General features: G+C 29.1%; 19 protein-coding genes. 2 read left to right on the top strand and 17 right to left on the bottom strand.

Annotated elements, in window-relative coordinates:
- Window position 1 precedes the first annotated feature (1 nt).
- The 3 genes from rnz to uvrC form a co-directional block, all read right to left on the bottom strand.
- A complete protein-coding gene (gene rnz, locus C7N71_RS02340; protein ID WP_105987576.1) occupies window positions 2–937 on the bottom strand; it encodes a ribonuclease Z in 936 nt (311 codons plus the stop codon).
- 117 nt (window positions 938–1,054) lie between these two features.
- Window positions 1,055–2,353, bottom strand: a complete 1,299-nt coding sequence (gene obgE / locus C7N71_RS02335) for a GTPase ObgE (protein ID WP_105987575.1) — start codon at window positions 2,351–2,353, stop codon at window positions 1,055–1,057.
- Window positions 2,354–2,438: 85 nt separating this feature from the next.
- Window positions 2,439–4,226: an excinuclease ABC subunit UvrC gene (gene uvrC / locus C7N71_RS02330; RefSeq protein ID WP_105987574.1), complete on the bottom strand. Its 1,788-nt coding sequence runs from the start codon at window positions 4,224–4,226 to the stop codon at window positions 2,439–2,441.
- 91 nt (window positions 4,227–4,317) lie between these two features.
- Here uvrC and C7N71_RS08155 point away from each other — a divergent pair, with 91 nt between their 5' ends.
- A complete protein-coding gene (locus C7N71_RS08155) occupies window positions 4,318–4,458 on the top strand; it encodes an SPJ_0845 family protein (RefSeq protein WP_165807772.1) in 141 nt (46 codons plus the stop codon).
- Between the two features lie 40 nt (window positions 4,459–4,498).
- On the opposite strand, the gene C7N71_RS02325 is transcribed toward C7N71_RS08155, so the two are convergent.
- The 8 genes from C7N71_RS02325 to rpsO all read right to left on the bottom strand — a co-directional run bounded on the left by C7N71_RS02325 (window position 4,499) and on the right by rpsO (window position 12,841).
- Window positions 4,499–4,792, bottom strand: coding sequence for a nucleoside triphosphate pyrophosphohydrolase family protein (locus C7N71_RS02325; RefSeq protein ID WP_105956231.1), 294 nt, complete (start codon window positions 4,790–4,792; stop codon window positions 4,499–4,501).
- Window positions 4,793–5,383: a ribosome biogenesis GTP-binding protein YihA/YsxC gene (gene yihA / locus C7N71_RS02320; RefSeq protein ID WP_105987573.1), complete on the bottom strand. Its 591-nt coding sequence runs from the start codon at window positions 5,381–5,383 to the stop codon at window positions 4,793–4,795.
- Window positions 5,384–5,505: 122 nt separating this feature from the next.
- Entirely contained in the window at window positions 5,506–6,741 is a 1,236-nt protein-coding gene (clpX, locus tag C7N71_RS02315) for an ATP-dependent Clp protease ATP-binding subunit ClpX (RefSeq protein ID WP_105987572.1), read from the bottom strand.
- Window positions 6,742–6,860: 119 nt separating this feature from the next.
- The gene (gene tig, locus C7N71_RS02310) at window positions 6,861–8,165 is read right to left on the bottom strand and encodes a trigger factor (RefSeq protein WP_105987571.1); all 1,305 of its coding nucleotides are present in this window, start codon (window positions 8,163–8,165) and stop codon (window positions 6,861–6,863) included.
- Window positions 8,166–8,342: 177 nt separating this feature from the next.
- Entirely contained in the window at window positions 8,343–9,530 is a 1,188-nt protein-coding gene (gene tuf, locus C7N71_RS02305) for an elongation factor Tu (protein ID WP_105987570.1), read from the bottom strand.
- A 195-nt stretch (window positions 9,531–9,725) separates the two neighbouring features.
- A complete protein-coding gene (locus C7N71_RS02300; protein WP_105987569.1) occupies window positions 9,726–10,655 on the bottom strand; it encodes a hypothetical protein in 930 nt (309 codons plus the stop codon).
- 9 nt (window positions 10,656–10,664) lie between these two features.
- A complete protein-coding gene (locus tag C7N71_RS02295; protein WP_105987568.1) occupies window positions 10,665–12,386 on the bottom strand; it encodes a ribonuclease J in 1,722 nt (573 codons plus the stop codon).
- 185 nt (window positions 12,387–12,571) lie between these two features.
- Complete coding sequence (gene rpsO / locus C7N71_RS02290; RefSeq protein WP_105964728.1) at window positions 12,572–12,841, bottom strand: 30S ribosomal protein S15; 270 nt, start codon at window positions 12,839–12,841, stop codon at window positions 12,572–12,574.
- A 265-nt stretch (window positions 12,842–13,106) separates the two neighbouring features.
- Here rpsO and rpsT point away from each other — a divergent pair, with 265 nt between their 5' ends.
- Complete coding sequence (rpsT, locus tag C7N71_RS02285) at window positions 13,107–13,358, top strand: 30S ribosomal protein S20 (RefSeq protein ID WP_105987567.1); 252 nt, start codon at window positions 13,107–13,109, stop codon at window positions 13,356–13,358.
- A 61-nt stretch (window positions 13,359–13,419) separates the two neighbouring features.
- Here rpsT and holA read toward each other — a convergent pair whose 3' ends face one another.
- The 6 genes from holA to coaD all read right to left on the bottom strand — a co-directional run bounded on the left by holA (window position 13,420) and on the right by coaD (window position 19,401).
- Window positions 13,420–14,442, bottom strand: a complete 1,023-nt coding sequence (gene holA, locus C7N71_RS02280) for a DNA polymerase III subunit delta (RefSeq protein ID WP_105987566.1) — start codon at window positions 14,440–14,442, stop codon at window positions 13,420–13,422.
- Complete coding sequence (locus C7N71_RS02275) at window positions 14,439–16,406, bottom strand: DNA internalization-related competence protein ComEC/Rec2 (protein ID WP_157944343.1); 1,968 nt, start codon at window positions 16,404–16,406, stop codon at window positions 14,439–14,441. Before C7N71_RS02275 ends, holA begins: the two co-directional genes overlap by 4 nt.
- Window positions 16,407–16,643: 237 nt before the next feature.
- Window positions 16,644–17,123 carry a ComE operon protein 2 gene (locus C7N71_RS02270; protein WP_105964732.1) on the bottom strand — a complete coding sequence of 160 codons (480 nt, stop codon included), beginning with the start codon at window positions 17,121–17,123 and terminating at the stop codon, window positions 16,644–16,646.
- Between the two features lie 47 nt (window positions 17,124–17,170).
- Window positions 17,171–17,824, bottom strand: a complete 654-nt coding sequence (locus C7N71_RS02265; RefSeq protein WP_167387714.1) for a helix-hairpin-helix domain-containing protein — start codon at window positions 17,822–17,824, stop codon at window positions 17,171–17,173.
- A gap of 53 nt (window positions 17,825–17,877) precedes the next feature.
- On the bottom strand, window positions 17,878–18,924 hold the full coding sequence (locus C7N71_RS02260; RefSeq protein WP_318530531.1) for a SepM family pheromone-processing serine protease: 1,047 nt from the start codon (window positions 18,922–18,924) through the stop codon (window positions 17,878–17,880).
- Window positions 18,925–19,401 carry a pantetheine-phosphate adenylyltransferase gene (gene coaD / locus C7N71_RS02255; protein WP_105987562.1) on the bottom strand — a complete coding sequence of 159 codons (477 nt, stop codon included), beginning with the start codon at window positions 19,399–19,401 and terminating at the stop codon, window positions 18,925–18,927.
- Between the last annotated feature and the right edge of the window lie 7 nt (window positions 19,402–19,408).

Here is a 19,408-nt window from a genome sequence, read left to right as displayed (position 1 = left end):
TTTAATTGTTTTTTTCAAAGGGTACATCTATCACATCAAAATCCTTAACCACTCTAGTATTGTTAAAGATACTTTGTGCTTGTTTTTGTAATTCTATAGCCATTTTTCCAGTGTACCTTGCTGAAATATGTGTCAAAAGTAGTTTATCAACATTTGCTTTTTTAGCTAACTTAGCAGCTTGCATGTTAGTTGAGTGATAATAATTATGTGCTAATCTGCTCTCACCTTTACCAAAAGTACTTTCGTGAACTAAAACATCAGCATTTTCAGCTAATTTATAACTATTAGGATTACTTCTAGTATCACCTATGATAGTGATAATTCTTCCTTTTTGAGATTCACCAATAAAGTCGTTTCCATCAATGGTTCTACCATCATCTAAGGTCACTGTTTCACCGTTTTTTAATTTACCATAAACAGGCCCGGAAGGTATTTTAGCAGCTTTTAGCTTATCAACTAATAGTTCTCCTTGATGATCTTTTTCCACTACACGATAGCCAAAAGATTCAATTTGATGATCTAAACTATCAGCATAGACTTCAAATTGTTTATTATTTAATAAAACACCTGGTTCATCAAATTCTTCATAATTTATTTTATATGATAATTTAGTTTGAGAAACCCCTAAACTAATTTCAACAAAGTCTCTAACCCCTTTAGGACCATAAATTGTAACAGGTGTATTACCCCCTTGAAATGAACGAGAACTTAATAAACCTGGTAACCCAAAAATATGATCACCATGTAAATGAGTAATAAATATTTTGTTAATTTTACGTGGCTTCAAGTTTGAACGTAAAATTTGTTGTTGAGTACCTTCTCCACAATCAAATAGCCAAACGGAATTACATTCGTCTAATAGTTTTAAAGCCGTTGCTGAAACATTTCTAAATTTACCTGGTACACCAGAACCAGTTCCTAAAAATTCTAATTGCATAAAGATCTATTCCTTTTTATTTATTCGTATCTAAAAAAATCACTAATATAAATTGTAGCATATAAAGATACATTTCAATACATAAAAAAAGACGGGAACAATTCCCATCTTTAAATATTAGTCAACATAAGAGAATGTAAAATCAAGAATTGAAACTAAATCACCATTTTCAGCTCCAGCTTTTCTTAAAGCATTGTCAACACCCATACCACGAAGTTGTCTTGCAAACCTCAACATGCTTTGATCATGTGTAGTATCTGTCATCTTGAATAATTTTTCAATTTTCTTACCAGATAAAATCCAAGTACCATCTTCATCTCGGCTAATTTCGAATGGTTTTTCATCAGCATCAAATTTGTATTCTGATTCATCTTCAACTGGTTCTTCATTATCAGTAATAGGGAATTTAGGGGTCTTTTCTAATAGTTCAGCTGTTTCACTTATTAATTTACTCAAACCACTATGTGTTACAGAAGAAATTGGAATTACCTCATAAACATTATCATTATTTTTGGATAAAGCATTTTTAAATTCTTTTAAATTTTCTTCAGAATCTGGCATATCCATTTTAGTTGCGACAATAATTTGTGGTCGTTTTAATAAATTATTATCGTATTTAGATAATTCATCATTAATTTTTTGATAGTCTTCAATTGGAGTTCTGCCTTCTTGTCCACTCATATCAACTAAATGTAAAATTACTCTAGTTCTCTCAACATGACGCAAGAATTGAAAACCTAAGCCAACTCCAGAAGATGCCCCTTCAATCAATCCAGGTAAATCAGCTATAGCAAAGTCTCTACCATCATCTAATTTAACCATCCCTAAATTAGGAACTAAAGTCGTAAAATGATATTGAGCAACTTTTGGTTTAGAACTAGTAACTGTCGATAATAATGTTGATTTACCAACCGAAGGAAAGCCAACTAATCCCACATCAGCTAGAACTTTCAATTCTAATCTAATACTACGTTCTTCACCAGGTTCACCATTTTCAGCAATTTCTGGTGCAGAATTTTTAGCTGAAGCAAAGTGAGTATTACCACGACCACCACGACCACCAGCGGCCACTGTATAACTATCACCTTTATCAACTAAATCGTAAAGGAGTTGATTAGTGTCATTATCATAAATAGAAGTTCCTTCAGGTACATATACAACTAGGTCATCAGCACTACGACCAGTCATTTTTTTATTTCCACCATCTGCACCACGTTCCGCAACAAATTTACGTTTATAATGAAAATCCATTAGTGTACTCATTCCAGTTTCAACGGCAAAAATGACACTTCCACCATGTCCACCGTCACCTCCGGCAGGCCCACCATTAGGAACAAATTTTTCTCTTCTAAAGGCAACGATTCCATTACCACCATTACCAGCTTTTACATTTATTTTAACTTGATCAACGAACATATTTTATATCAACTCTACTTTTTATTTTATTTATTGAGTATAACGGCATTTATATTTAACGTAAAACACTCAATATAATTCATAATTATTTTTTTACCTTGGTTAAGGTAAATTTTATATTTTGAGCCACCTTATGTGATATACCTAAGGCTTCAATTTTTGAAATAGGTGATTCAGAAATGTTATTTAAGGATCCAAATTCTCTTAATAACTTATTTCTGGTTTTAGGACCCACTCCATCAATATTATCCAACTCTGAGCTTAATGAATGCTTGGTATGAACTTTTCTATGAAAATTAATGGCAAACCTATGAACCTCGTCTTGAACTCTTTGAACTAAGTAAAATGCTTGACTCTTAGGATTTAAATAAACATGTTCATCTAGCTGACCAAATAATAAATCAGCAGTCTTATGTTTATCATTTTTAACCATCCCAGCAACTGGAATTTGTAAATTTAGTTCATTTTCTAAAACATCTTTTACTGCATTTAATTGAATTACCCCACCATCCATCAATATTAAATCTGGTAATGGAAGATGAGACTTTAGAAGATAACTATATCTTCTTCTAATAACTTCACGTGTGCTATCAGCTTCATCAGCATGATCTTCATTTTTAAGTTTATATTTACGGTATTCATTCTTATTAGGCTTACCATCATCAAAAACGACCATCGCAGACACTAAGTCAGCACCCTGAATATGAGAATGATCAAATGACTCAATTCGATGACCATTAGGAATGTTTAATAAATTGCATAAATCTTCCATTGCACCTACAGTTTTTATATTATCTAGTTCCATTAGCCTAAATTTTTCATCTAACACTAGCTTTGCATTTTTATAGGCCATATCTATTAAATCCTTTTTTTGCCCACGTTTTGGTACTCTAACTGGTGCATCCAAGGCTTCTGCAATCATGTCTTTATCTAATTTTTCAGGAATAAGAATTTCATTAGGTAAAGGTTGATTTTCTTGAGAATAAAATCCAGCAATAAAATTATCCATTTCTTCTTCTGGAGAATCAATAATTGGAAAAGTCCTTTTAATTCGCTTAAGCAGTCTGGCTTGTCGAATAAAGAATATTTGGATAGAAATCCAACCGTCATTCACATAGTAATTAAAGATATCACGAGGAGTTGTATCATTAGAAATAATTTTTTGCTTTTCGACCGTAATTTCAATATATTTTAATTGATCTCTTATTTCAGCAGCTCTTTCATACTCCATATTTCCAGATGCTTTTAGCATTTTGGCAGTGAGCATTTTTTTAGCAATCCCAACATTTCCATTTAAAAATGATTTAATATGTTTAATTTGTTCATTATATACAGACTTAGGAACTTTCTTAAAACAAGCTCCTAAACATTGCCCCATATGATAATACAAACATGGCCTATTCTGATAACCATTACATCTTCTCAAAGGATATACTTTTTGCAAAAAATGTAAAGTTTCATCGGCAGCATATACATTAGGATAAGGACCAAAATAATATCCACCATCACGTTTAATATGGTTAACAATTTTAATTTGTGGATCTCTTTCTTTAGTAATTTTAATATAAGGATATCCACTATTTCCTTGTTTTAATTGAATATTAAAATGAGGACGATGCTTATGAATTAAAGTAATCTCTAATAAAAAGGCTTCCTTATTGGTAGAAGTTATAATCGTTTCAAAATCACGAATATTAGAAACTAATTTAGCTGTTTTACCTTCATGACTACTTTTAAAATAAGATCTAACTCTATTTTTTAAATTTTTTGCTTTTCCAACATAGATGATCTTACCCAGTCTGTCTTTCATTAAGTAACACCCAGGCAAGTCTGGTAATAATCTTAGTTTATGTTCAATATGTGGAGTAGCCAAATTTATCACCTCAATTAATTAATCCAGTTAATATGACAAATAAACAATAATTTGATAGTATATAGTTATAAAAGCAAGGAGATGTATACTTATGAGTTTAAATATACAACGTAATAACGACTTAAATGCTATGTTCGATAAAATTGCAAAAGTTGACTCAAATGATAAAAAGCGCGATAAATTCCTCAAAAACGGAAATAAGAATTCTAAAAACAAGAAAAAAGAAAAGTAATCTAATTAGGCTTCACAATAATATTATTGTGAAGCCTTTTTTAATCTTTTAACATTGCATCTTTTCTTTTATTCAATCGTTTAATGTTAAAATCGGCTACTTCCTCAAAAGGAACGTTATTCCATTCGGCTATCTGTGATAGATACCATAAAACATCGCCCATTTCTTTAACTAATTGTTCACGATTTAATTCTTCACCATGAAAGGTATATTTCTTAACCAGATCCACTACTTGTCCAGTTTCGCTACCTAAGCCTAATGCACAGTTAGTTAAAACTTGTTCGTTTCCACGAAGTGTTTTATTAGCAGCCTTTTGATATTCATTAAAATTCAATTATTTTACCCCCGTATGTTTTTCAATCCATTGCCAAACTTCATCCTTACCGTATTTAGTTTGAGCAGAGAATAACATAATTTCATCGTCTTCATTCAATTCGATGGTTTTATTTAACAAACTTGTTTCCTTATTCCATTTACTTTTAGGAGTTTTATCCATCTTAGTGGCTAAAATTAATGTAGGAATATTATAATATTTTAAGAATTCATACATTTGCAAATCATCGTTACTTGGCTTTCTTCTACCATCAATTAATAAAATAACACCGTCTAATTGGCGACGAGTGGTCAAATATGTTTCAATCATTTGGCCCCATTTTTCACGTTCTTTTTTAGAAATTCTAGCATAACCATAACCAGGAATATCGACAAAAAACATTTTATCATCAACATTATAAAAGTTTAAAGTCTGAGTTTTACCTGGGGTATTTGAAGTTCTTGCATAACTATTACGATTAATCAAAACGTTAGTTAATGAAGATTTTCCTACGTTTGAGCGACCAACTAAAGCAATCTCAGGATATCCATTTGAAGGATATTGTTTAGGCTCCACTGCACTAATATCAATATTAACATTGTTTACGTCCATTGGTAGTACTTCCCCTTATCATTTAAAGTTCTTAATGTATTTTAACACATTTTATCATTATTTATTTAAAAGAAATTAAAACGCCTTACCTAAAATAATTAGGAAGGCGTTTTTGATTTTAGTTATTTATTGTCATAAATAAGTTCAGGTTCTTTTTCGCCATCAACAGCTTCTTTAGTAACAACAACTTCTTTAACATTATCGTCACTTGGCACATTATACATGACATCTCTCATTGTATCTTCAACAATAGATCTTAATCCACGAGCACCAGTATTTCTAGCGATAGCTAATTTGGCCATTGCCTTTARCGCTTCCGGTTTAAAGGTTAGATCTACACCGTCTAAGTTCATCAACTTAGTATATTGTTTTACTAAAGCATTCTTAGGTTCATTTAAAATTCTAACTAAATCATCTTCATTTAATTTCTTCAATGCAGTTAGAATAGGCAAACGACCAATAAATTCAGGAATTAAACCAAATTGTAGCAAATCACTTGGAATAACATGTTGCATAACATTATCATCAGTAATTTCAGTTGCTTCTGCAGAATCAGTTCCAAAACCAATAGTCTTATCACCTAAACGATGTTTAATAATGCCTTGGATTCCATCAAATGCACCACCAACAATAAATAAAATATTTTTAGTATCAATTTGAATATTTTCTTGTTGTGGATGCTTTCTACCACCTTGTGGAGGAACACTAGCAACAGTACCTTCAAGAATTTTTAATAGTGATTGTTGAACACCTTCACCAGAAACATCTCTAGTAATAGAAACGTTTTCTGATTTTTTGGCAATTTTATCAATTTCATCAATATAGATAATACCTTTTTCAGCACGTTCTACATCAAAATCTGCATTTTGTAGTAATTTCAATAGAATATTTTCTACATCATCTCCTACATAACCAGCTTCAGTTAATGTAGTAGCGTCAGCAATTGCAAAAGGTACATTAAGGATTTTGGCTAATGATTGAGCTAAATATGTCTTACCTGAACCGGTAGGCCCAATTACAGAAATATTACTTTTTTGTAAATCGGTTCCATCATCACTATCTAAATTGTTTACTCGTTTATAGTGATTATAAACTGCAACAGCCAATGTTTTTTTAGCATCGTCTTGACCAATTACATATTCATCCAGCTTTTCAACAATTTGTTTAGGACTTAATGCTTTAATAGTTTTATCATTATCTTCTTGCGCAAGTTCTTCATCAACTATTTCTTTACACAAATCAATACATTCATTACAAATATAAACACCTGGACCAGCAACAATTTTCTTTACTTGATCTTGTGATTTACCACAAAAAGAACAAGTTACAGGACCATCTTTTTTATCATCTTCGAACAAATCATTCACCTCTTTAAGCTATAAAGCTAACTTAATAAATAGTATCACATTTATAACCTTTAACAAAATAAAGAGTTCAACTAACAATTAAGTTAATTGAACTCTTTTTTAATCAAAAATTATTTTTTCATTTTTGATTTTGGTTCTTTCTTAGCATTATCTGTAATCATCTTAACAGCGTTTTGGATAGAAATATCATGTTTCAACATGTCATCAGTCAAAGCACCACGAACAGCTTCTTCTTTCATACCATATTGAGTAGCTAAGTCTTTAACTTGTTTATCAATTTCTTCCTTAGTAGGTTCAATCTTAGCATCTTTAACAATTGCTTCTAGAACTAAGTTAGTTTTTACTCGTTCTTCAGCACCTGAAGCAAATTGTTTCTTTAAATCTTCTGGTTTTGTACCAGTTAATTGGAAGTACATTTGTGAATTAATACCTTGTTGTTGCATGTTTGCAAGGTATTGATCCATTTGGCGTTGAACATCTTCATCAATCATTGCTTGAGGAATATCCTTAACAGTAGCATTAGCAACTACGGCCTTAATAGCTTCATCTTCTAATTGGTTTTCACCATCAGTTTTCTTTTGGTCTTTAAGTTGAGCTTTTACCTTGTCTTTTAATTCATCTAAGCTATCAACATCTTCGTCAACATCTTTAGCAAATTCATCATCTAACTTAGGTAATTGTTTTGCCTTAACTTCGTGTAACTTAGTCTTAAAAGTAGCTTCCTTACCAGCTAATTCTTTAGCTTGATAATTTTCAGGGAATGTAACTTTAACATCAACATCATCACCAGCTTTATGACCAACTAATTGATCTTCAAAACCTGGAATAAATGAATTTGAACCTAACTCAAGTGAGTAGTTAGTTGATTTACCACCATCAAATGCTTTGCCATCAACATATCCATCAAAGTCAATTACTACAGTATCGCCTTTTTCAGCTGCTTTACCTTCTTTAAGAACTAATTCAGCTTGGTTTTGACGTTTCTTTTCGATTTCAGCATCGATATCTTTTTGGTATACACGGGTGTTTGGCTTTTCAACTTCAACACCTTCATATTCACCAAGTTCAACATCTGGTTTTACAGTTACATTAGCTTTTAGAACCCATGGTTGGCCCTTTTCTAATGAATCAATGTTAACTTCTGGTTGAGCAACTGGTTCAATACCAGCTTCTTTTACAGCATTACTGTAAGCTTCTGGTAATAAAATATTTAAAGCATCTTGGTATAATGCTTCTTCACCGTACATTTCATTAAAAATTTGGCGAGAAACTTTTCCTTTACGGAAACCAGGAATACTAATATTTTTCTTGTTTTTATTAAAGGCTTTATCTAAACCTTCTTTAATTTTGTCAGTACTAATTTCGAATGTTAATTCTCCATCATTAGTACCTTTCTTTTCCCATTTTGTAGACATTATTTTCCCTCCGACATGAAAATATAATTTAATACAATTTTCTTCTAATTGCGCACATACGTATTTTAACGTATGAGCAGTAAAAAGTAAATATTTAAAGGGAATTTGACCCATTAACAATAAAAAAAAGATTCGAAAAGCTAACTTTTCGAATCTTTACAAAAGAATAAATTCTTTTTATTCGTCAATACCAGAAACTACACCAGCACCAACAGTGTGTCCACCTTCACGGATAGTGAACTTAGTACCGTTTTCAATGGCAACAGGCTTAGTTAACTTAACGTTAAACTTAGCATTATCACCAGGCATAACCATTTCTACACCATCTTCAAGTGTAATAACACCTGTAACATCAGTTGTATGGAAGTAGAATTGAGGACGGTAGTTTGAGAAGAATGGAGTATGACGTCCACCTTCTTCTTTACTTAAAGCATAAACTTGTGCTTCAAATTCAGTATGAGTCTTGATTGAACCAGGAGCAGCAACAACTTGTCCACGAACAACTTGTTCACGGTTTACACCACGAAGTAACATACCAACGTTATCTCCAGCTTCACCTTCATCAAGAGTCTTACGGAACATTTCAAGACCTGTAACAGTTGTCTTAATAATGTCTTCTACAAGACCAATAACTTCAACGTCGTCTCCAACCTTAACAACACCACGATCGATACGGCCAGAAGCAACAGTACCACGACCAGTAATAGTAAATACATCTTCAACTGGTAATAGTAATGGCTTAGTGTCATCACGTTGTGGAGTTGGAATGTATTCATCAACAATATCCATTAAGTGTAAGATAACATCTTTTTGTTCTTGATCGTCTTGTAATGCTTTAAGAGCTGAACCACGAACAACAGGAATATCATCACCTGGGTAATCATATTCTGAAAGTAATTCACGTACTTCCATTTCAACTAAGTCAACTAATTCGTCATCATCAACTAAATCAGTCTTGTTTAAGAATACAACAATGTGTTCAACACCAACTTGACGAGCAAGTAAGATATGTTCACGAGTTTGTGGCATAGGGCCGTCAGTTGCAGCAACAACTAAAATAGCACCATCCATTTGAGCAGCACCAGTAATCATGTTTTTAACGTAGTCAGCATGTCCTGGGGCATCAATATGAGCGTAGTGACGTTTTTCAGTTGAATATTCAACGTGGGCAGTATTAATTGTAATACCACGTTCTTGTTCTTCTGGAGCAGCATCAATTTGTGCATAATCTTCAGCATTAGCTAAACCTTTTTCTGATAGCACTTTAGTGATAGCTGCAGTTAAAGTAGTTTTACCATGATCAATATGGCCAATAGTACCAATATTTACATGGGGTTTTGTTCTTTCATAATGTTCTTTTGCCATTTATGAAAACCTCCTATAAATTCGAAAGATTTACATTGAATTAATACAATGTATCTTTATGAGTTATTATACTACATCTTCTCAAAAAGACAAAATAACATATCAATCTCAAGAAGAATTCTTTTAATATTATAGCTACTGTATTTTTATTTGTAAATACTTAAATAGCAATTTTACTGTAAGTTTAACAAAATTTTAACTAATTTCACTAAATTTATTAATTATAAGAGATATTAACTTATAATAATTGCTCTTTTTATTGAAATTATTATTTTGACCGTATAAATATAAATCAATAGACAATTTATACCAATCATTTACATTATTAATTATTTGGTCATTTAATGGATATAAAGTAATGCTTTGATATTCAAAATAAGATTTAACCCTTAAATATAAGATTGGATCGTTATTAGCATAATCTGCAGCAACTTTAGACATAATATTATTATATGATTCTAACTTAGATAATGGCTGTAATTCTTTCATATTAACTGAATATACATTATCATTTATCCATCTAAATTTTATAATATCTTGATAACCAATTTTTCTTAAAGTATCAACTAACTCTGATTTAATAGTTTCTTGCACAAAAGGATCCAATAATAAATATTTTGTATAACTAATAAATTTATTAAATGGTAACTTTTCACCTTTTAATAAAGTCTCTTTTTGTTCATATAAATTATTGTTAAAGCTCATATGATAAAATTCATTCGAAATATTTTGTAAATATGCAGGTTCGTTTTCCAAAACGAACCCTTCTTCTTTACTAATAATATCTATGGAAATCTTATACCATTGTTTTGATATCCTACGAATTTGTTCAGTTATTTCCCTTGCTTTAATAAATTCCCTATTTTTCACTAAAACCAAGATCAATAATTTAAAATCAGAAAGCGAATGTAAGAAGTCATTAAGATTATCGTAAGCAATTTTTTTAGCATCAATCAATTTTTCACTCAAAAAATAACATTTTGTTAGTAATGTTGTTACTGGAAATACCTCTTCTTCATTATAAATGGGCAACAATTTATTGATGGCTTGTTGGATATTATTTTGCTTAATATCTAATTTAGATTCATTAATGACTTCTTCATTAGATGAATAATTTTCGTTCATTTAAAACACCTATTTTTTGCTCTCATTTGAATGCTTTTTAAAACTATGTTTATTTTTTCTATGATGTTGATTTACTTCCATAATAACTGGCAATATAACTGGTCTGCGTTTGGTCTTATCAAATAAGAAATGACTAATTTGTTCTCTCACTGCTTGCTTCAAATGACTCCAATCAAACTCTTTATTATCTAGATTTAGTTGAATTGTCTTAGATACAATTTGAGATGCTTCATTCATCAATTCTTTATTAGATTTAACATAAATAAAACCTCTAGATGTGATTTTTGGCCTAGATATAATTAACTTTTTCTTGCGATCAATTGTAACAACAATAATAAAAATACCATCTTCAGAAAGTACTTTTCTATCACGCAAAACAATGTTCCCAATATCACCTATACCAATACCATCAATCATTGTATTGCCAGCTTCAACTGAGCTACCTCGATGCATTTTCGATCCATCATATTCAGCAACATCACCTTTATTCATCAAAAGGATATGTTGATTATCAATCCCTAATTCATTAGCGGTTTGTCTATGCGCTTCCATCATCATGTACTCACCACCAACGGGAATAACATATTCTGGATTTAATAAATCAATTAACATTTGCAAATCTTCATCACTAGCATGATTAGAAATGTTTAAATCATCAGAAATAGTTTTGACTTCACCATCAGCTCGATAAACCATATCTCTAGTTTTAGCCATAGTATTATCTAAGGCTGGAGATGGAGTAGTTGTAATTAAAACAATGTCACCGGGAATTAAGTTAACACTTTTTTCTTTTTGCGATGCCATTCTTTGAATTACTTTAATTGGTTCACCAACAGGATTTGTTTCTAAAATAACAATCTCATTTTTAGATAAATCATTCATCTCTTTAACAGATTGAATAATCATATCTTTATCAGGTAATACAAGATATCCCATATCAAGAGCAGTAATCACTTTTTTAGATAGGTCATGACCAATATATATCTTGCGATTAGACTTATAAGCTGCATCAAATACTTGTTGTAGTCTTAAAATATTAGCAGAATTAGCAGCTACAATGATTCTTTCGTCATTATCTTTAAATACATCAAAAATATATTTTTCAACTTTTAGTTCACTATCCATTGGATAAGGATTATCAGCATTACCAGAATCACTCAAAAGAACAATTACATTCTTATCACCGACTCTTGCAATATCACCATATGCAGTTTTATATTTCCCCTTCAAAGCAGGATCAAATTTAAAATCTCCAGTGTACACAATTTGTCCGTCATCAACAGACAGTACAATGCCCATAGAATCTGGGATTGAATAACTAGTCTTAAAGAAAGTAACAGTCACATCATCAAAAATAATTTCACTCTTTGAGTTAATAACGTTATAGTCATCAAAGCTTCTTGAGTTTGGATTTTCATTTATTGCATTTTTAGCTAGTTCAATAGTTAATTTTGAGCCAAAAACTGGCACATTAAATTTGCTCAAAAAATATGGCAAAGCACCAATAGAATCAGCTTGTCCATTAGATAAAAAGATTCCCACTATCTTATCCTTATTATCTTCTAAATATGAAAAATCAGGAATAACTACATCAATACCTAGCATTCCATTATCAGGATATTTTAAACCGCAATCTAAAATATAAATTCCATCATTAATTTCTATGGCATATAAATTCTTACCATCTTCCCTAACGCCACCTAAAGGAATAATTTTTATACTACTTTTCATAATTCACCTCATGATGTAACAAAATTTTTTAACTTTTATTTTTGGAAATTCCAATATCCAAATACGAACAAAATATAACTTCTTACAGTGTATCATATTTTATGTTTTTTAATAACTGTTTTCAATTTACAAAATAATATGTATAAAAAAAGATGGAACTAAAAATAGTTCCATCTTTCTTTTTATTAACGACGTAAACCTAAACTCTTAATTAAGTCACGGTAACGAGTAACGTCTTTGTTACGTAAGTAACGTAATAAATTACGACGATGACCAATTTTTTTCATCAAACCACGTTGTGAATGAAAATCTTTCTTGTTAGCCTTCATATGCTTGTTGATTTCAGTAATATCTGCAGTTAATACAGCAATTTGTACTTCAGCAGAACCAGTATCACCATCATGACGAGCATATTTCTTGATAATATCATTTTTGTTAGCTTGTGTAAGTGCCATTTGCATTTCCCACCTTTCGAATTTTATAAAATATACCTTAAACTGAGTAATACGTAAAGTGAGATAACGTTAAAACTAAGTTTAGGTAATAATTTACATAGGTAATATTACTATGTTATAAATAAATAATCAAGGAAAATATTAAATTTCAAAAAATGTAATTATGATAATACTATTGCATTTGTATACTGTATTTTGTATAATAAAAGTCGTTGAAATTTGAGGATTTTTTGTTAAAATTCGATATTTTATGGAGGTGAATTTCATGCCTGTTATCAAATCTGCTATTGAACGTGTAAAAACAAACGAAAAAGCAAATAAACGTAACGCATCCCAATTAAGCGAAATGAGAACTGCTGTTAAGAAGTTTGAAAAAGCTGAAGCTAAGGGTGCTGACAATATTGAAGAATTATTCAACAATGCTGTTAGCGCTTTGGATCATGCAAGCTCTAAAGGTTTAATTAAACCTAATAAGGCTGCACGTAACAAATCTCGTTTAGCTGGAATGATGAAATAACAAAGAAAATATAATATATATTTTCAAAAAAGGACGACTATATTAATATAGTCGTCCTTTTTTAATTAACAAATTTAATCATAAACATTTCAAATAATAAATCGGCCGATTTTTGAGTAGATTTAATTTGTGATTCAATATCAACAAGTCCCAAATAGGCTATAGACAATTTTTTATAATTATAATTTTTAACTTTTTGTAGTGCTAATTTGATTCTATAAGGATGAATTTTTAATTTACTGGCTAATTTTCCTTGACTATAACCCTTTTCAGACATAATTTTCACTTGAATTAATAACCTAAATTGGCTTAATAATATAGCATTTATTTGTAAAGGTTCATTACTACTGTTAATTAAGTCATGATATAAGTTAATTGATTCATTAATATTATTATTTATTACATAATTAACCAGATCAAAAACATTTTGATCTAAAGACTTGGTAACAACATTATTTACATCACTAACACTAATTGATTTTTGATTATAACAATAAAGAAATAACTTAGATAATTCACTCATTGCACTAGATAAATCATTAGAAGTTCTCTGTATCAACTGATTTAAAGCTTCATTATCTATTGTGTAGCCATTATTGTTAATTTTAGATTTTAAATAATTTTTAATGTCTGAATCAGACATATTACTTAAGTCAATAATCTCAGAATTTTTTTTAATTGTTTTAGTAATTTTTTTTCTAGAATCCAACTTATCATAAGGAGCAATGATTAGCATAATGGTACTATTTTGTGGACTATTTACATAATTTACAAAACTATCTATATCCTGATTAATTTTCTCTTTGCTACGATTGCCAGTTAAGAAATAAGGGTTATTAACAATAACTAAACGTTTTTCACCAAAAAAAGGTAATGACATTGCATCTTCGACAGCATTCGATATATTGGTAGTCTCCATATCATAATTAGCATAGTTCATTGTTCTTTCGCTTTCAGGGATGAGTGAAAGAAATTTATTTCTAATTTTTTGTATTAAGTAATCTTGATTCCCTTTAATTAAATATATAGGCTTAATATTTAATTCTTTTAAAGACTGAAATAATTCATTAATTTGCAAAATCATTCTCCTTTTAAAGCTTTCGTCCAATAAGTACCAAAGATACTATATTTATATGATATCATACCTGAATCTTGTGTATTAAAATATGATAAATTATATTTTTTAAGCTTATCTAGCACTTCTTTATTTGGATGATTATATCGATTCTTTCTACCAGCAGATATTATAGAAATTTTAGGATTAATATATCGCAAAAATTCATCACTACTAGAATTTTTGCTTCCATGATGTCCTAACTTTAAAACATCAGCTTTTATATTAGGATACATTTTGATTATATTTTTTTCGCCTTCTTGACCTAAATCACCCATAAATAAAAATTTTAGTCCGCCTTGCTGAGTGCTAAGAACAACAGAATCTTCATTAGTTCCTAATCCTGGATTAAATGGATGATAAATATAAAAAGGAAAATTAGGTATGCGCATATCACTTTTTATGAAAAATATTTGAGTATCTCTTATATTTGGCAATATTTTTTTCATAAAATTTTGATTATCATTAGTACCAATACCGATAAATAATCTTTTAACTTTTAAATTATTAAGAATACTAGGTACATCCCCAGTATGATCTGCATCTTGATGTGTTAAAACTAAATTATCTAAATGATTAATACCAATACTTTTTAAGTAATTAATTGAAATTCTTGGGGCTTGATATTTAACTTTATTAGATTGATTAAATCTTATTTTTCCTCCTGTATCAATCATATTAATAGACTTATTAAATGGTTCTCTAATTAAAAAACTATCACCTTGTCCTACATCAAAAGTTGTAACTTCACCATAAAATGGAAAATGTATCGACAAATATAATAATAAATAAATAGATATTAATAAAAATAATTTTTTATTAGAATAATTAGAAACTAAAAGTAAAGTAATAAAAAATAAAATTAAACATATAAATATATTTGGTTTTCCAAATGTAATATTTCCAGGTAATGATCCTATAAAATTAATTATATTATCAAATAATTGTAAGAACATTGCGGTAAAGATTCCTAAAAATGGAAATAAAGGATACAAAATTGCAGTTATAGTAATAATTGGCATAATAAAGATAGAAAAAATTGGTATAACAATAAAATTAGCTAACATTGTTAAAAAATGCCACTCAAACAATTTATAAATAATAACAGGTAAGCTAATTAAGTTCATAAAGATTGTCTGTTTTATTATAGAAAATTTATTGGTATAAATTAAACTAAAAGATAACAAATAACTCAATTGACAACCAAATTGTAGCAACATTTGCGGTTCTAAAAATAAATTAATTATAATAGTTATACTCCATATATCCAATGAGCCCATTTTCTTTTTAAATAAACCAAAAATTAGTCCTATTTCAACAGATATTATAGATCTAAGTAATCCAATTGATGATCCTGAAATAATAAAAAATATCGGTAGTATAATTATTAAAAAGATTAAATAACGTTCTCTACTAATCCTTAAATGAATGAGTATCATTGTTAAAACACTAACTATATAAAACACATGTAGACCTGAAACACTGAATAAATGGATTAGGCCTAAAGTTTTAACCCCTGAAAGTTCTTCACTAAAAGAATCATCCATCTCTCCTAAAAAGAGACTATTAAAATACAAATTAAGTGGTTTTGGTAATGCATCACCATAACATAGTAATTGCTTCCTAAAATCATGTAAAAAGCTAAAAAAATTACTTTTATTCAACAACTTAATCTTAACCACTTTTTTAATATATATAATCTTATATACATTATTCGATTGATAATATTCTTTAGCATTAAATTCATTAATATTAGTCGGTTCATTGATGTTGGTAACATCACCCTGAACATTCAGGTAAAAACTTTTTTTCATATTACCCAAATAATCAGCGCTAATATTTCCATATAATAAATATTTCTGATTTGAGTAAGTATCTGTAAAAACACCACTATAAGTATTATCTTTAAATTTTATTTCATCTGGATATACCAAGAAGTTAAAATTATTTGTGTTAGCATCTGAATAAATATCTTTATTATATTCATTAAAACATAATAAACAAAAAAATATTGATAATATTATGCAAAATAAACATACTTTTATCTCTTTCAAAGCAAAAATACGTATTAACAATAATAATATCAATATCATTCCTAAAATTTTATTGCCAAAAAATAAAATACTTATACATATACACAGCATTGCAGGAAATATATATAATTTTTCGATTTATTTTGGTAAATAAGAACTAAATTTAATTTGATTAATAGTTTCAGAATTCAATTCTACTTTATGTAACTTAACGTTTTTCATTTTAATTAACTCTTTCGCATATTCATCATTATGATAGTTCCTTAAATAATTAATCTTAACAATTCCAGCTTGTAACAAAGTTTTAGTGCATTGTAAGCATGGAAAATCAGTCACATAAATTTCAGCCCCATCAGTAGCTTCACCAAACTTTGCACATTGAGATATTGCATTCATTTCAGCATGAATCGTTCTAATACAGTGTCCATCACGCATATAACATCCAACATCTATACAATGGTCATCACCTGAAACAGAACCATTATATCCACCAGCAATAATTCTACGATCCCTTACTAAAGTGGCACCAACTGACAATCGATTACAAGTACTTCTAGTTGATAATAAAACTGCCTGTAACATAAAATATTGATCCCAAGGAATTCTTTTTTTACTCATTTTATGTTCACCCCTAAATAATTATTAATTATCATTATATCAAATAATTATACTTCTAAATAATCTTTTAATTTTTCAAAAGTTTTATCACCAAACCCACTAATTTGCTTTAGCTCATCAATACTTTTAAAGCCATTATGTTGATTACGATAATCTATAATTTTATCAGCTTTTTTTTCACCAACACTGTCTAATTCTTGGAGCTTTTTATTATCTGATGTATTTAAATTAACTTTTTTAGAATTAGCAGTCGATACATCATTAGATGAATTAGGAATATCACTATTTAGACTTATTTTATTTACAATAATAACCTGTTGATCATTTAATTTTTGAGACAGATTTACGCTTTTTTGATCTGCATGTTTTTTAAAACCACCAGCAGATTTAATAACATTGGTAACTCTATCAGCAGATTTAACCTTATAAACACCTGGATGTTTAACTTCTCCCTTCAAATCAACATAAATTTCACTATTAATATCATTATTCAAAGAACTGTTACTAGCATCAGATTTATTATTCTGCAAACTTATTGAATTATTGTATGAAACCTTTTTATTACTTTTCTGTACATAAACTATAAAAGATAATCCTAAAGAAATTAATAACAATAATAAAACAATTATAATTTTATTAATATTATCATTTAAAATCTTCTTTATGTTAATAATTATGAATTCTAACTTCGTCTTATTCACCTTTTCCTCCCTTTCAATTATATATACGAAAAAAGAACACAAAAATGTGTTCTTTAAATATTATTTAATTTGTTTAATGCATCTTTAAAATTAGTTACTGGTATAACTTTCATATTAGGTGCATACTTTTTAGCGGTTTCAACTGCAGATTGATAGTTGGTCATATTGTTTTCTTCAAATTTCAAAATATCTTTAGTTGGTTTAACATAAGGTGCCAAGAAATATTTAGCTCCTGCATTCTTAGCAGCAATAATTTTTTTATCAATTCCACCAATTTCTCCAACATTCCCATTTTTATCAATGGTTCCAGTACCAGCAATACTTTCTCCATGTCTGATGTTTTTCCCAGTTAACTGTTCATATATTTGTAAAGAAAACATTAATCCACCTGAAGGTCCCCCAACAGCACCTGGATTAATTTTAATTGGTATTTCTGGTTTAACTGAATCGTTATCAATTAAAATGATACCAATTCCAGGATGTTTGGATCCCATTAAATTAATTAATGGTTCTTTAGCGCTCACTATTTTTCCATCGTGATTAAATTCAATATTAACGCGCTGACCAATTTTTTTATCATTAATATACTTTCTAAAATTATAAGAACTATTAAATTTATGTCCATCAACGCTAATAATTGTGTCACCAACAGATAGTTTATTCTTAAACTTAGATTTATCATCTATGTTCAAAACATATATTCCATTATACTTCATAGTTACTTTTTGATTGGCATAATGATAAGCGTTATATATAGCTTCATTAATAGAATTCATCATGTAAAATGTTTGTACCTTCATATAGGTTTGATTATTTTCGCCATTAGTTATATCATCAATATTTTCAATAGAATAATGAGGATTGGTTTTAGCATAAAGGTAACTAGCAGGAGATGCTTTAGATTCTCTAACTGTAGTCAACATAAATTTACCTTTATTTTTATCATAATGATGATCAATATTAATAATTGGTTTTAAATTTATGGCATCTCCTGGACCTTCTATATATTTAGGTAAAAATGGAGTAAACATTACTATTATTCCTAAAATTAATACTATGGAAAGTATTAATATATGTCTATTGTTTCTATTTTTAAACAATTATTTCATTTTCTCCTTCAAACTTTTTTCTACATTACTAGGAACATAATTAGATATATCACCATTAAAATAACAAATTTCTTTAATTAAACTTGAAGAAACTGCCTGAAACGAAGGCTTTGCAATTAAAAACATTGTTTCAATGGAATTATCTAAATTATGATTCATATTTGAAATTGCATTTTCAGAGTCAAAATCTTTAACATTTCTTAAGCCACGAATAATTACACTTGCTGAAATACGTTTAGCAAAATCAACAATCAATCCATCAGCTATCATTACTTCAACATTATCTATCTTATCAACATTATCTTTTACCATTTTCATTCTTTCATCTAGAGAAAATAATCCGTTTTTACTAGTATTTTTTCCAACAGTAACAATAAGTTTGTTAAAATGTTTACTAGCTCGCTTAATTAAATCCAAATGACCATTGGTAATTGGATCAAAGCTACCTGGAAAAATAGCAATCGTCATAACATTA

This window comes from Apilactobacillus timberlakei, assembly GCF_002993965.1.
In the GTDB taxonomy this organism is placed as follows: Bacteria; Bacillota; Bacilli; order Lactobacillales; family Lactobacillaceae; genus Apilactobacillus; species Apilactobacillus timberlakei.
Note: the sequence above shows the minus strand (reverse complement) of the source record. Positions and strands in the feature narration are given on the sequence as shown.

Excerpts from the sequence above, each read along its gene's own strand:
- rnz (WP_105987576.1), bottom strand. The coding sequence starts at position 937 with ATGCAATTAGAATTTTTAGGAACTGGTTCTGGTGTACCAGGTAAATTT.
- obgE (WP_105987575.1), bottom strand. The coding sequence starts at position 2,353 with ATGTTCGTTGATCAAGTTAAAATAAATGTAAAAGCTGGTAATGGTGGT.
- C7N71_RS08155 (WP_165807772.1), top strand. The coding sequence starts at position 4,318 with ATGAGTTTAAATATACAACGTAATAACGACTTAAATGCTATGTTCGAT.
- yihA (WP_105987573.1), bottom strand. The coding sequence starts at position 5,383 with ATGGACGTAAACAATGTTAATATTGATATTAGTGCAGTGGAGCCTAAA.
- tig (WP_105987571.1), bottom strand. The coding sequence starts at position 8,165 with ATGTCTACAAAATGGGAAAAGAAAGGTACTAATGATGGAGAATTAACA.
- tuf (WP_105987570.1), bottom strand. The coding sequence starts at position 9,530 with ATGGCAAAAGAACATTATGAAAGAACAAAACCCCATGTAAATATTGGT.
- C7N71_RS02300 (WP_105987569.1), bottom strand. The coding sequence starts at position 10,655 with ATGAACGAAAATTATTCATCTAATGAAGAAGTCATTAATGAATCTAAA.
- C7N71_RS02295 (WP_105987568.1), bottom strand. The coding sequence starts at position 12,386 with ATGAAAAGTAGTATAAAAATTATTCCTTTAGGTGGCGTTAGGGAAGAT.
- rpsO (WP_105964728.1), bottom strand. The coding sequence starts at position 12,841 with ATGGCACTTACACAAGCTAACAAAAATGATATTATCAAGAAATATGCT.
- rpsT (WP_105987567.1), top strand. The coding sequence starts at position 13,107 with ATGCCTGTTATCAAATCTGCTATTGAACGTGTAAAAACAAACGAAAAA.
- holA (WP_105987566.1), bottom strand. The coding sequence starts at position 14,442 with ATGATTTTGCAAATTAATGAATTATTTCAGTCTTTAAAAGAATTAAAT.
- C7N71_RS02270 (WP_105964732.1), bottom strand. The coding sequence starts at position 17,123 with ATGAGTAAAAAAAGAATTCCTTGGGATCAATATTTTATGTTACAGGCA.
- coaD (WP_105987562.1), bottom strand. The coding sequence starts at position 19,401 with ATGACGATTGCTATTTTTCCAGGTAGCTTTGATCCAATTACCAATGGT.